Annotated in this window: 9 protein-coding genes; all 9 read left to right on the top strand. The window is 71.2% G+C overall.

Annotation, left to right across the window (positions count from 1 at the left end; translation table 11 throughout):
- Window positions 1–34 precede the first annotated feature (34 nt).
- Complete coding sequence (locus CFREN_RS08385; protein ID WP_083291164.1) at window positions 35–2,074, top strand: peptidoglycan D,D-transpeptidase FtsI family protein; 2,040 nt, start codon at window positions 35–37, stop codon at window positions 2,072–2,074.
- A 58-nt stretch (window positions 2,075–2,132) separates the two neighbouring features.
- Complete coding sequence (locus CFREN_RS08380; RefSeq protein ID WP_209652584.1) at window positions 2,133–3,755, top strand: UDP-N-acetylmuramoyl-L-alanyl-D-glutamate--2,6-diaminopimelate ligase; 1,623 nt, start codon at window positions 2,133–2,135, stop codon at window positions 3,753–3,755.
- Window positions 3,756–5,255 (top strand): UDP-N-acetylmuramoyl-tripeptide--D-alanyl-D-alanine ligase, encoded by a 1,500-nt coding sequence (locus CFREN_RS08375; RefSeq protein ID WP_209652586.1) that lies wholly within the window; start codon window positions 3,756–3,758, stop codon window positions 5,253–5,255.
- Window positions 5,252–6,358, top strand: coding sequence for a phospho-N-acetylmuramoyl-pentapeptide-transferase (gene mraY, locus CFREN_RS08370; RefSeq protein ID WP_070519414.1), 1,107 nt, complete (start codon window positions 5,252–5,254; stop codon window positions 6,356–6,358). Before CFREN_RS08375 ends, mraY begins: the two co-directional genes overlap by 4 nt.
- Complete coding sequence (gene murD / locus CFREN_RS08365) at window positions 6,355–7,827, top strand: UDP-N-acetylmuramoyl-L-alanine--D-glutamate ligase (protein ID WP_209652588.1); 1,473 nt, start codon at window positions 6,355–6,357, stop codon at window positions 7,825–7,827. The genes mraY and murD overlap by 4 nt, the downstream gene beginning before the upstream one ends.
- A complete protein-coding gene (gene ftsW / locus CFREN_RS08360) occupies window positions 7,824–9,497 on the top strand; it encodes a putative lipid II flippase FtsW (protein ID WP_070519416.1) in 1,674 nt (557 codons plus the stop codon). The genes murD and ftsW overlap by 4 nt, the downstream gene beginning before the upstream one ends.
- Window positions 9,494–10,648 carry an undecaprenyldiphospho-muramoylpentapeptide beta-N-acetylglucosaminyltransferase gene (gene murG / locus CFREN_RS08355; RefSeq protein ID WP_239251976.1) on the top strand — a complete coding sequence of 385 codons (1,155 nt, stop codon included), beginning with the start codon at window positions 9,494–9,496 and terminating at the stop codon, window positions 10,646–10,648. The genes ftsW and murG overlap by 4 nt, the downstream gene beginning before the upstream one ends.
- Before the next feature lie 145 nt (window positions 10,649–10,793).
- On the top strand, window positions 10,794–12,257 hold the full coding sequence (gene murC / locus CFREN_RS08350; protein ID WP_070519417.1) for a UDP-N-acetylmuramate--L-alanine ligase: 1,464 nt from the start codon (window positions 10,794–10,796) through the stop codon (window positions 12,255–12,257).
- On the top strand, window positions 12,257–12,961 hold the full coding sequence (locus CFREN_RS08345; RefSeq protein WP_070519418.1) for a cell division protein FtsQ/DivIB: 705 nt from the start codon (window positions 12,257–12,259) through the stop codon (window positions 12,959–12,961). Before murC ends, CFREN_RS08345 begins: the two co-directional genes overlap by 1 nt.
- The last annotated feature ends 151 nt before the right edge of the window (window positions 12,962–13,112 follow it).

Genomic DNA, 13,112 nt, shown 5'->3' with positions numbered 1-13,112 from the left:
CCGCCGTGGTCCGTTCATCGAGAAGGCACGAGGCATGATCCGTACCCCTGACGACCGCGGCGATTCCGGGCAATTCCGGGACCGCCGGGATCGTCGTATCCCCGTCGAGTCGGGGACGCGTCCGTCGCCGCGCCGCAACAGGGCGTTGGCGTCGTCCGAACGGATCGACACCTCCGGCACCGAGTTCCAGCGCCGCCGCAGGGCCCTGCAGGTCATCGGCGCGATCATCGTCGCCGTCCTCATCGTCCGCCTCGGCTGGGTGCAGCTCGTCGCCGGGCCCGACCTGGCCGCCCGCGCCCAGAATCAGCGCACCATCGAAATCGTCGACGCCGCCCGCCGCGGTGCCATCGCCGACCGCAACGGCGCATCGCTGGCGTTCACCCTCGAGGCGCGCAGCATCACCGCCCACCCCTCGAGCCTGCGGGCGCACCTCGAAGAGGCCCACGAGCTCTACCCGGACGAATACCCCGAGTACGAGCAGCGACTCCGCGACATCGCCGACGCCCTTCCCGGAATGCTCGACGTCGCCGACCTCGACGCCGACAAGGGCCGCGAGGGTCGCCGTCGTCAAGCAGCGGAAGAGCCGGCGGAAGACGGCATCCGCGAGACCCCCGGGGGCATCAGCTCGCGGGAGATCCTGGACAAGCTTCGCGACGAGGACAGCTCCTACGAGGTGCTCGTGCGCAACGTCGACCCCGACAAGGCCGCCGCCGTCGTCGAACGATTCCCCGAACTCGTCTCCGAGCGTCAGGACATCCGCCAGTACCCCAACGGCGCGGTGGGTGCGAACATCATCGGCAAGATCGGCATGGACGGCGTCGGCCAGTTCGGGTTCGAAGCCTCCCGCGACGCGACGCTGCAGGGCGTCAACGGCGGCCGCACCGTCGACATCGCCGCCAACGGCATCGCCATCCCCGGCTCCACCCGCGACCAGCACCCGCCCATCGACGGCACCGACTACGAGCTGACGATCGACGCGGACATGCAGTACTTCGTGCAGCAGCAGGTGCAGCAGGCAAAGGACAACTCCGGGGCGAAGGAAGCCTCCGCAGTCGTCCTCGACGCGAAGACCGGCGAGATCCTGGCCATGGCGCAGTCCGACACGGCCAACCCGAACCGCGACATCGGCCGCGAGGTCGAGGAAGGCCGCAACATCGGCAACACGCCGGTGTCCAACCCGTTCGAGCCGGGTTCGGTGGCGAAGATCATCACCGCCGCCGGCGCGATCGAGGACGGCGTGACCACCCCGGACGAGGTCCTCACCGTGCCCGGCTCGATCCACATGTCCGGCGTCACCGTCAACGACGCGTGGCAGCACGGCCCCGAGGAATTCACCACGACGGGCATCTTCGGCAAGTCCTCGAACGTCGGCACGCTGATGCTCGCCGAGCGTCTCGGCCCGGACCGCTACGCCGAGCTCATCCACGATTTCGGCCTGGGCCAGTCCACCGGCGTCGAGTTGCCCGGCGAATCCTCCGGCCTGGTGCCCCAGCGCCCGCAGTGGTCCGGCGGCACCTTCGCCAACCTGCCCATCGGCCAGGGCATGGCCATGTCGCTGCTGCAGATGACCGGGATCTACCAGGCCATCGCCAACGACGGCGTGCGCGTCCCGCCGCGGATCATCAAGTCCACCACCGCGCCCGACGGCACCGTCGTCGAGGCCGAGCGACCCGACCCGGTCGAGGTCGTCAGCCCCGAGACGGCGCGCACCGTCCGCGACATGTTCCAGTCGGTGCTGCAGTCCGATCCGACGGGTCTGCAGTCCGGCACGGCAGCCGGCGACGGCATCGAGGGCTACCAGCTCACCGGCAAGACGGGCACCGCCCAGAAGGTCGACCCCGACACCGGCAGGTACTCGAACTCCGCGTACCACATCACTTTCGCGGGCATCGCCCCCGCGGACGACCCGCGGTTCGTCATCGGCATCATGCTCGACGAGCCGGTCCGGGGCGTCCACGGCCAGGGCGGCCAATCCGCGGCGCCGCTGTTCAGCGACATCGCCGCCTGGGCCCTCAACCGCTACAACGTCCCGCCGTCCCCCCGCGAGGAGGGGACCCTGCTGCTGCAACCGTGACCGTCGACCACCACCCGGCGGCCGGACCGACACCGAATCCACCACACAAGGAGCGCACATGACCGTCACACTCGGACACCTCGCCGAACTGATCGGCGGCACGGTGCTGCCGTCCGACGCCGGCATGGACACCGGCGCGGACCTTCCGATCACCGGAGTCGAGCTCAACGCCGCCGAAACCCCGGAGGGCGGGCTGTTCGCGGCCCTGCCCGGCACCCGGGTCCACGGTGCGTCGTACGCCGACCAGTCGCCGGCCGCGGCGATCCTCACGGACGCGGCGGGCTTGGAGATCCTGAGGGACGCGGGCGGTCCGGACCGCCCGGTTCTGCTCGTCGACGACGTCCGCGCGGTGCTTGGCGCGGTGTCGGCGGAGGCGCACGGTCGGCCGTCGGAAAAGCTCACGGTCGTCGGCGTCACCGGCACCTCCGGCAAGACCACCACGACGTACCTGCTCGAGGGCGCCCTGCTGGCGGCCGGCAATCGCACGGGGCTCATCGGCACCACGGGCACCCGAATCAACGGCCGGTCCGTGCCCAGCCACCTGACGACGCCCGAGGCGCCCGCATTGCAGCGGCTCTTCGAGGAGATGCTTGACGACGGCGTGACCCACGTGGTGATGGAGGTTTCCTCCCATGCGCTGTCGCTGGGGCGCGTCGACGGAGTCGCGTTCGACGTGACGTGCTTCCTCAATCTCTCGCAGGACCACCTCGACTTCCACGACGGGCTCGAGGACTACTTCAACGCCAAGGCGGCGTTGTTCCGCCCCGAGTCCGCGCTGCACGCCCCGCGGGTGGTGTCGTGCGTCGACGACTCCTGGGGCCGCCGTATGGCGGAGATCGCCGAGGCCCCCGGCGTGACGGTGGACACCGTCGCCACCGCCCACGCGCAGGATGCCGTGGTCGCCGACGCCGGATCCCGCGTGGCGCCGCAGGCCACGTGGCGCGCCGGTGACGTCTCGGTCGCCGACAACGGAGTCCAGCACGTGACCTTGACTGGCCCGAATGGTCCCGTCGAACTCGACGTTCCGCTGCCGGGTGCGTTCAACGTCGCCAACGCCGCCGTCGCCTGGGCCGCGCTGGCCGCACTCGGCGTCGACGGTCCCGAAGCGGCCTCGGGCATCGCCCGAGTCGCCGTCCCCGGCCGCATGGAGCGCATCGACGAGGGGCAGGACTTCCTCGCCGTCGTCGACTACGCCCACAAGCCCGCCGCCGTCGGCGAAGTGCTGCGCACCCTGCGCGCCCAAACCTCCGGTCGCGTCATCGCGGTCGTCGGAGCCGGCGGCGACCGGGATTCCTCCAAGCGCCCGCTCATGGGCGCCGAGGCCGCCCGCGTCGCCGACGTCGTCATCGTCACCGACGACAACCCGCGCTCCGAGGACCCCGCGACCATCCGCGAGGCCGTCACGGCCGGTGCCGTCGACGCCGCCGACGAGCGCGCCGCCGCAGAGGGAACCGACCCCATCCGAGTCGAGAACATCGGTGACCGCGCCGAGGCCATCGACCTGGCCATCCGTCTCGCCGAGGCGGGCGACGCCGTCGTCATCGCCGGCAAGGGCCACGAAACCGGCCAGGAAATCAACGGCGTCATGCATCACTTCGACGACCGCGAGCAGGTCCGGGAGGCGCTCGCGCGCCGCGACCGAAACACCGCAGGCGGCGCCGCCCAGGAAGGTGAGAACTAGATGATCGAACGCACCGCGGGGGAAATCGCCGACATCGTCGGCGGTGAACTCCACGACGCGGACCCGGCGACCCCCGTTTCCGGTCCCGTCGAATTCGACTCCCGGCGCATCACGCCCGGCTCCGTGTTTCTGGCGCTGCCGGGCGCCCGCGTCGACGGCCACGACTTCGCCGCAGGCGCCGCCGCCGACGGTGCGGCCCTGATCCTGGCCGCCCGGCCGGTCGGCGTGCCGGCGGTCGTCGTCAAGCCTCTGGGGGCGCAGAACTCCAACGCCGAGGCGTTCGCGCACGACCCGGACGGCTCCGGAGCCGCGGTGCTCGGGGCGGTGGGCGCACTGGCCCGCCGCGACGTCGACGAGCTGGCCGCAGACGGCCTGGTCGTCGTCGGCGTGACCGGTTCGGCCGGAAAGACCTCCGTCAAGGACATGATGGCGACGATCCTGCGCACCGACGGCGAGACCGTCGCGCCCAAGGGATCGTTCAACAATGAAATCGGCCACCCGTACACCGTGCTGCGCTGCACCCGCGACACCCGCTACCTGGTCGCCGAAATGAGCGCCCGCGGCATCGGCCACGTCGCGCACCTGGCCCGCATCGCCCCGCCGCGCATCGGCGCCGTGCTCAACGTCGGCACCGCCCACCTCGGCGAGTTCGGCTCCCGCGAAGCGATCGCGCAGGCCAAGGGCGAACTCGTCGAAGCGCTGCCCGCCGCCGCCGACGGGGGAGTCGCCGTGCTCAACGCCGACGACCCGCTGGTCGCCGGCATGGCGCCGCGCACCCGCGCCAAGGTCGTCTCCTTTGGGGTGGACTCGGACGACGCGGACTACCGGGCCACCGACGTCACCGTCGACGACCTCGCCCGCGCATCCTTCACCCTGCACTGCCCGGACGGCTCCGCCCACCCGGTTGCGCTGCGGGTCCACGGCGCCCACCAGGTGCCCAACGCCCTGGCCGCCGCCGCGGTCTGCATCGAGGCCGGCTTGGCCCCGGCCGCCGTCGCCGAGGCCCTGTCCGCCCACGTCGCCGCCTCCGAGCGGCGCATGGAGATGCGGCAGCGCGACGACGGCGTGACCGTCATCAACGACTCGTACAACGCCAACCCCGATTCCATGCGCGCCGGCGTCGACGCCCTCGTGTTGGCCGCCGGCGCCCGCGACGGCGCGACCTCCTGGGCCGTGCTGGGTCAGATGGGCGAACTCGGCGACACCGCCGTCGACGAGCACTCGGCCCTCGCCGGCTACCTCTCCGACCGCGGCGTCGACCGCTTGGTCGCCGTCGGGGAGGGGGCCAACGCGCGTGCCCTCGCGGACGCGGCCGAGGCCATGGGGTTAAATACTGTGCGGGCGTCGGACACCGACGCGGCGGCCGAGGCCGTCGCAAAGGAACTCCGACCCGGTGATGTCGTCCTGATCAAGGCGTCCTACGCCGACGGCCTATGGCGGGTCGCCGACGCTCTGGCACCGGTGACGCAGCAGAATTCGACCGAGAGGCGAGGTAAGTGACTCAACTCATCTACAGCGGGGCCTTCGCGTTCATCGTGTCGGTCTTCCTGACCCCGGTGCTCATCCGCCGCTTTTCCGCGGAGGGCATCGGCCAGGAGATCCGCGAGGAGGGGCCGAAGAGCCACCTCCGCAAGCGCGGCACCCCGACGATGGGCGGCATCGCCATCATCGCCGGCATTCTCGTCGGCTACTTCGGTTCGCATCTGATCGGGTACCTCCAGACGGGTGCCGGGCCGACGGCCTCGGGCCTGCTGGTGCTGTTCCTCACCCTGGCGATGGGCGCGCTCGGTTTCGCCGACGACTTCATCAAGCTGTACAAGGGCCGCAACCTGGGCCTGAACAAGACGGCGAAGCTGCTCGGCCAGCTCGCCGCCTCCCTGCTCTTCGGCGTGCTTCTGCTGCAGTTCCCGGACGCCTCGGGCATCACGCCGGGATCGACGAACCTGTCGTTCGCCCGCGACATCACCACGTGGAACCTCGCCCCGGGCCCGGTGTGGATCGGGATGATCGTGTTCATGGTGTTCGTGTTCATCGTCATCGCGGCGTGGACCAACGCGGTGAACCTCACCGACGGCCTCGACGGTCTGGCGGCGGGCGCGGTGGCGCTGCTGCTGGGCACGTACACGGCCCTCGCGTTCTGGCAGTTCCGCAACTCCTGCGACGTCGCCATCGTCGCCGGTTGCTACGACGTCCGCGATCCGCTGGACGTCGGCATCCTCGCCGCGGCCGGCCTGGGCGGTTGCCTGGGCTTCCTGTGGTGGAACGCGGCGCCGGCGAAGATCTTCATGGGCGACACCGGTTCGCTGGCGTTGGGCGGTCTCATCGCGGGTCTGTCCTTCGTCACCAAGACCGAGCTGCTGATGGTCATCATCGGCTTCATCTTCGTCCTGGAGGTCGCGTCGGTGGCCATTCAGATCGCGGCGTTCCAGACGACGGGCAAGCGCCCGTTCCGCATGGCGCCGATCCACCATCACTTCGAGGCGAAGGGGTGGGCCGAGACGGCCGTCGTCGTCCGCTTCTGGTTGTTGGCGGGCATCTTCAACATGCTCGGGTCCGCGATCTTCTATTCCGACTGGCTGGTGCAATCGGGGGTTCTGCGATGACGGCGGCGGGTGCGGCCACCGACCTCGTGGCATTGGTGCGTTCCGGCCCGGTGTTGGTCACCGGTGCGGGCGTGTCCGGGGAGGGGGCGATCAAGCTTCTGAAGGACCTGGGGTGCCCCGGGATCCGCCTCGTCGACGATTCCCCGGAGCGGGGCCGACCCATGGCCGACTCGCACGGCGTCGATTGGTGCACGTCGGATGCGGCTCGGGGTTTGCTTTCCGACGCCGCCGCGGTGGTCACCTCGCCCGGGTGGCGGCCGGACACGCCGTTGCTCGTCGCCGCAGCCGATGCCGGTGCGCCGGTCGTCGGCGACGTGGCGGTCGCCTTCGCCGGTGATCGAGCCGGCGTGTGGGGGGCGCCCCGCACGTGGCTTGTGGTCACGGGCACCAACGGCAAGACGACGACCACCGCGATGCTGGCCGCCATGCTCGGCGACCGTGGCGCGGCGGTGGGCAACATCGGCGTGGCGCTGCATGATGCGCTCACGGCCGAACGTCGGGTCGACGTCCTCGCCGCCGAATTGTCGAGCTTCCAGCTGCATTGGGCTCCGGGCCTGCGTCCGGACGCCGGTGCGCTGCTCAACCTCGCCGAGGATCACATCGATTGGCACGGGTCCTTCGAGGCTTACGGTGCCGACAAGGCGCGTGCCTTGACCGGTGGGGTCGCCGTCTTCGGTCTCGACGACGACGAGGTCGTCGCGCACGTGCGGGCGCTGGCCGATGCCGGGCAGCTTGCGCCGGCGGCGGTCGGGTTCACCATCGGTGAGCCGGCTGAGGGGCAGATCGGCGTGCGCGACGGGCGCATCATCGACCGCGCCTTCGGCGACCGCGCCACCGACGAACCGCACGAGGGCACCGAACTCGGCGGCGTGGACATCGCGCCGATCGAGGGCATTTCGCCCCCGGGGCCGGCCGGCGTGCTCGATGCGCTGGCGGCCACCGCGCTGGCGCGCTCCATCGGGGTGCGCGCCGTCGACATCGCCGAGGCGTTGGCCGGCTTCACCGTCCGTGCGCACCGCGGCCAGGTCGTCCATTCGGCCGGCGGCGTCGACTGGATCGACGATTCGAAGGCCACAAACCCGCACGCCGCCGACGCCGCCCTGCGCGGCCACGAGTCGGTCGTGTGGGTCGCCGGCGGCCAGCTCAAGGGCGCCGACGTGACGACGCTCATCGCCGATCACGCGCACCGGATGCGTGCGGCGGTCGTTCTCGGCGTCGATGGTCCGGTCATTGCCGGGGCGCTCGCCGCGGCGTCGCCGGGCATGCCGGTGACGGTGATCGGGGAGACCGATCCCGCCTCGGCGATGGAACAGGCCTGCTCCGCCGCAGCAGGTGCCGCGCAGGAGGGCGACGTGGTGCTGCTGGCGCCGGCCGCCGCGAGCCTGGACATGTTCACCGGAATGGCCCAGCGCGGCGATTTCTTCGCCGATGCCGCCCGCGCCGCCACCCGCGAGGGTGACCGTCGATGACCCGCCCCGCCCGCGGCGCGCGATCCGGCCGTCCGGACCGCGGCACGCGATCCGATCGTCGCGACGCCGACGTGCGTCCCGGCCGCCGGGCCGAGGCCGACCGACCTGAGGACGGCGCCGCCGCGGGGTCGGAGACGCGCGCGATGCTGCGCGACTGGATCTCCCGCCCGCTGTTCGACTACCACGTCCTGCTGGCCATCACGGCGCTGCTGACGGGCATCGGCCTGGTCATGGTGCTGTCGTCGTCGATGGCGTCGTCGGGCACGGAGGGCAGCGTCTGGAGCGTCTTCATGAGGCAGGCGGCGATGGTCGCCGTCGGTCTGCTGTTGTTCTGGCTGTCCATGCGCATCCCGGTGGAGGCCATCCGCAAACTCGCGCCGGTGGGTCTCGTCGTCGCGTTCGCGTTGCTGGTGCTCGTGCTCATTCCCGGCATCGGCGTCGGCCTGGAGGAAACCGGCGCGCAGTCGTGGATCTACGTCGGCAACGTGTCCCTGCAGCCGTCGGAGGTGGCGAAGGTCGCGTTGGCGGTGTGGGGGGCGAAGTTCCTGTCGGAGCGCCTGCGCACGGCCACCGAGGTCAAGCAGATTTTCCTGCCCTTCGGCATCGTGTCGGCGCTGGTCCTGGGGCTGGTGTTCTTCCAGCGTGACCTGGGCATGGTCGCGTCGATGGGCTTCGTGGTGCTGGCGCTGCTGTGGTTCGCGGGTCTGCCGCGCTACGTCATCGGCGGCATGGTCGGCGTCGGCGTTGCCGTGGTGGGCATCGCGACGCTGACCACGGGTTTCCGCTCGGCTCGCATTTCGGTGTATTTCAACACCCTGTTCGGTCGTTTCGAGGAGACCCAGGGTCCGGCGTACCAGTCGTACCAGGGCATCATTTCGCTTGCCGACGGTTCCATGACCGGCGTGGGATTGGGGCAGTCGCGCGCCAAGTGGTTCTACTTGCCCGAGGCGAAGAACGACTTCATCTTCGCCATCATCGGCGAGGAGCTGGGCTTCATCGGCGCCGTCATCGTCGTGTTGCTCTACGCCGCGCTGGGCTGGGTGGGCCTGCGGGTCGCCCAGCGGCAGGCGGACCCGTTCCTGCGTTTGATGGCCGGAACGATCACGACGGCGACGGTCGTCCAGGCGTTCATCAACATCGGTTACGTCGTCGGCGTGCTGCCGGTGACGGGTCTGCAGCTGCCGCTGATTTCGGCGGGCGGCACGTCGGCCATCGTGACGTTGCTGTCGATGGGCCTGCTGGCCACGTGCGCGCGCCACGAGCCGGAGTCGGTGTCGGCGATGCAGACGTCGGGGCGTCCGGCGATCGACCGCATCCTGGGCATTCCCGAGCCGCTGCCGTACGACCCGTCGCATCGCGATGAGCGCACCTCGCGCGGCCATCGCGACACCCGCCGATTCGGCCCTCCGGTCACCGGATCCGACGATGTCGTCGGCGATCGCTTCGAGGCACGCGAGCGGCGTCGTGAAGCAAGCCCGGGATACCGCTCCACCCGCACCGCCGCCGTCGAACGCCCCGAACCGCGCCCGCGTCCGCAGAGCAGGACGGGCCGTCCCGGCGGTTCCGCCCGAGGCGTCGCGGAACGGTACCGTGAATCCGAACGAGGGGATCGCCGTCCCCGCGGCCGCGGCAACCGCCGGCCGGGCGGCCCCGACAGGAGGACCAGGTGAGCGAAGCGACTCCGCAGGAATCGGCCTACGCGGGACCCGGCGGGCGTCCGCTGTCCATCGTCGTCGCCGGCGGTGGCACGGCCGGGCACATCGAACCGGCGCTCGCCGTGGCCGACGCGATCCGCGAGATCGCCCCGGATACCCGCATCACGGCCCTGGGCACCCACCGTGGCCTGGAGACCACCCTCATTCCGGCGCGCGGCTACGACCTGCGGCTGATCCCGCCGGTGCCGGTGCCGCGCAAGCCCACCGGCGACCTGTTCAAGCTTCCCTTCCGCGTGGCCCGGGCGGTGGCGCAGACGCGTGAGGTGCTCGACGACGTCGAGGCCGACGCGGTCATCGGCTTCGGCGGCTATGTGGCGGCGCCGGCGTACCTGGCGTGCCGCCGTGGCCGTCGCATCCCGTTCCTGGTGCACGAGGCCAACGCCCGCGCCGGCATGGCCAACAAGTTGGGCGTCAAGCTCGGCGGCGAGGGACTGGCTGCGGTGTCCGGCTCCGGCATGCCGGGCGACGTCGTGGGCATTCCCGTGCGCCGCGCGCTGTCGACGCTGGACCGCGCCGCGTTGCGAGCCGAGGCCCGCGAGTTCTTCGGTCTGCCCGCCGACGGTCCGGTGTTGTTCGTCACCGGCGGTTCACAGGGGGCGCGCAGCATCAACGAGGCCGCCTCGGGTGCCGCGGACGACTTCGCCGCCAAGGGCATCGCGGTGCTCCACGCCCACGGCAAAAAGAACACCGTGACGCTGCCGGAGGGCCGGGGCGCCGACGCGACCCCGCCGTACGTCGCCGTGCCCTACGTCGACCGGATGGACCTGGCGTATTCGGCGGCGGATCTGATCCTGTGCCGCTCGGGTGCGATGAGCGTCGCCGAGATTTCGGCCGTCGGGTTGCCCGCCGTGTACGTGCCGCTGCCGCACGGCAACGGCGAGCAGGCGCTCAACGCCACGGACATCGTCGACGCCGGCGGTGGCCTGCTCGTCGCCGACGCGTCGCTGACCCCGGCGTCGATTCGCGACCTGGTCATTCCCTTGCTTTCCGACGCCGACCGACTCTCCGAGATGTCCCGTGCGACGGCGGCGTCCGGACATCGCGACGCGGCCGACGCGATCGCCCGCAGGGTGCTCGACGCGGCGGTGCGCGGCGCCCGCGGATGACGCCCGCGGTTGGTCGCGACCAGCCGTGAATGGGCTCGAACCGCCGCCGACGGCCGCGAACGGCGATGAGCGGTCGCGGATAACATTGAACAGTTGTAGACGTCCCGGGCCCGACGCCCGGCTGCTTCCACGAGGTGACCACCAGATGAGCGATTCCACCACCACCGGCGCCGCCCCCGCGCCGGGGACCCTGCCGGCCAGCGTGCACATGATCGGCATCGGCGGCGCCGGCATGTCGGGCGTCGCCCGGCTGCTGCTCGCCCGCGGCGTCACCGTGTCCGGTTCGGACATGAAGGACTCCCGCGCGGTGGTGGGCCTGCGCGCAATGGGGGCCACCGTCGCCATCGGGCACGACGCGGCGAACCTCGATGCGTCGGGAAGCCTGCCGGAGGCGGTCGTGGTGTCCTTCGCCGCGATCCCGGAGACCAACCCCGAGCTGGCCCGCGCCCGCGAGTTGGGCATTCCGGTGCTCAAGCGGTCCGATGTCCTGGGCATGCTGCTCGAGGGCAACCGCGCCGTGCTCATCGCCGGCACCCACGGCAAGACGTCGACGACGTCGATGAGCGTCGCCGCGCTGCAGGCCGCGGGCCTCGACCCATCTTTCGCCGTCGGCGGTTTGATGTCGAAGGCCGGCGTCAACGCCCACCACGGCACCGGCGACGTCTTCGTGGCCGAGGCCGACGAATCCGACGCCTCCCTGCTGACGTACTCGCCGCAGGTGGCGGTGGTGACCAACATCGAGCCGGATCACCTGGACTTCTTCGGCACCGCCGAGAAGTACTACGCGGTGTTCGACGCGTTCGCCGGCCGCATCGTCGACGGCGGTGCGCTGGTGGTCTGCGCCGAGGACGAGCACGCCGCCGCGCTGGGCGAGCGCGCCAAGGCCGCGGGAATCCGCGTCTACGCCTACGGCGGGCCCGAGGCGCTCGAGGCGCACCCGGAGCTGGAGCCGGGCGGCGTCCTCCACGGCTGGACCGCACACGGCGGCGGCGCCCGCGTGGAGGCCACCGTGCTCGGCGATCGAATCACCTTCGAGCTGCGTCAGCCGGGCCGTCACATGGCCCTCAACGCGCTGGCGGCCCTGGTCTCCGGTGCGCTGGTCGACGCCGATCCGGTGCGCATGGCCCGGGGGCTCAGCGAATTCACCGGCGTGCGCCGCCGCTTCGACTACCACGGACGCATCGAGGGCGGGCAGTTCGCGGGCGTCCGCGTCTACGACGACTACGCGCACCATCCCACCGAGGTCCGCGCCGTGCTCGGTGCCGCTCGCGAACTCGTCGACGAGGCCGGCTGCGGCAACGTCGTCGCCGTGTTCCAGCCGCACCTGTACTCGCGGACCAAGGCGTTCGCCGGCGAGTTCGCCGAGGCGCTGTCGCTGGCGGACAAGGTCATCGTCCTCGACGTCTTCGGCGCCCGCGAGGAGCCGGAACCGGGCGTCGACGGCGATCTCATCGCCCGGTCGGTCACCGTCCCGACCATCTTCGAGCCCCACTTCACGTCCACGCCCGCCCGTGTGCGCGAGGTCGCCGGTCCCGACGACGTCATCCTGACCATCGGCGCCGGCAGCGTGACCATGCTCGCCGACGAAATCCTGAGGGAGCTCGGCTGATGCGCGCAGCCGGAGGCGTCAAACGCGGCGGGATCATCGCCCTGGCGCTGGTCGTCGTCGCGGCGGTCGCGTGGGCGGTGCTGTGGTTCACCCCGGTGGCCACGGTGAAGGAGATCCGCGTGGAGGGCGTCGTCAACGGAGACGCCGCCGCGATCTCCGAGTCCACCGGCATCGTCGTCGGCGAGAAACTGGCCCGCGTGGACACCGATGCGGCCGCGCGCGCCGTGGCCGCCGAACCATGGGTGGAAAAGGTCACCGTCGGCCGTTCGTGGCCGTCGGCGGTCACCGTCGACGTGCAGGAACACGCGGCGGTGATCCACATGCGGGCCACCGACGGCGAACACCTCTTCAACGGGGAAGGGGTGGAATTCCTCGTAGCCCCGCCGCCGCCGGGAAGCGTGGAGGTCGTCCGCGTGCCGCGGGTGGAAAATCCCGAGCCGGGCAAGCTCGATCCGGATCCGGACATCGTGCGTGCGGTCCTGGACGTGCTCGACGTGCTGCCCGAGCGGGTGCGCGGGGAGGTCGCCCGCGTGGATGCGCCGGGGCAGACGGACATTTCCCTGATCCTGCACGACGGTCGGGAGATCTACTTCGGTTCGTCCGACCGGGCCCGGGAGAAGGGCCGCGCCGCCGAGATCGTCATCGATCGGGAGGGCCAGCGCTGGAACGTCTCCAACCCCGCCGAGCCGACGCTGCGCAACTGATTTTCCCCACCGGCGATTCCATCCGGGACGACGGCATGGCCGTGTGGCGGATGGTGCCAATGGGGGAGTCGGGCTCCAACTTAGCCCTCAACCTTTACTTGAGGGTGCCGACACGCCGGGTCCGCGATGGCGGCCCAACGCCATTTCATGA

This window comes from Corynebacterium freneyi, from assembly GCF_030408835.1.
Lineage (GTDB): Bacteria > Actinomycetota > Actinomycetes > Mycobacteriales > Mycobacteriaceae > Corynebacterium > Corynebacterium freneyi.
This window is presented reverse-complemented; position numbering and strand designations above follow the sequence as displayed.

Excerpts from the sequence above, each read along its gene's own strand:
- CFREN_RS08385 (WP_083291164.1), top strand. The coding sequence starts at position 35 with ATGATCCGTACCCCTGACGACCGCGGCGATTCCGGGCAATTCCGGGAC.
- CFREN_RS08380 (WP_209652584.1), top strand. The coding sequence starts at position 2,133 with ATGACCGTCACACTCGGACACCTCGCCGAACTGATCGGCGGCACGGTG.
- CFREN_RS08375 (WP_209652586.1), top strand. The coding sequence starts at position 3,756 with ATGATCGAACGCACCGCGGGGGAAATCGCCGACATCGTCGGCGGTGAA.
- murD (WP_209652588.1), top strand. The coding sequence starts at position 6,355 with ATGACGGCGGCGGGTGCGGCCACCGACCTCGTGGCATTGGTGCGTTCC.
- ftsW (WP_070519416.1), top strand. The coding sequence starts at position 7,824 with ATGACCCGCCCCGCCCGCGGCGCGCGATCCGGCCGTCCGGACCGCGGC.
- murC (WP_070519417.1), top strand. The coding sequence starts at position 10,794 with ATGAGCGATTCCACCACCACCGGCGCCGCCCCCGCGCCGGGGACCCTG.
- CFREN_RS08345 (WP_070519418.1), top strand. The coding sequence starts at position 12,257 with ATGCGCGCAGCCGGAGGCGTCAAACGCGGCGGGATCATCGCCCTGGCG.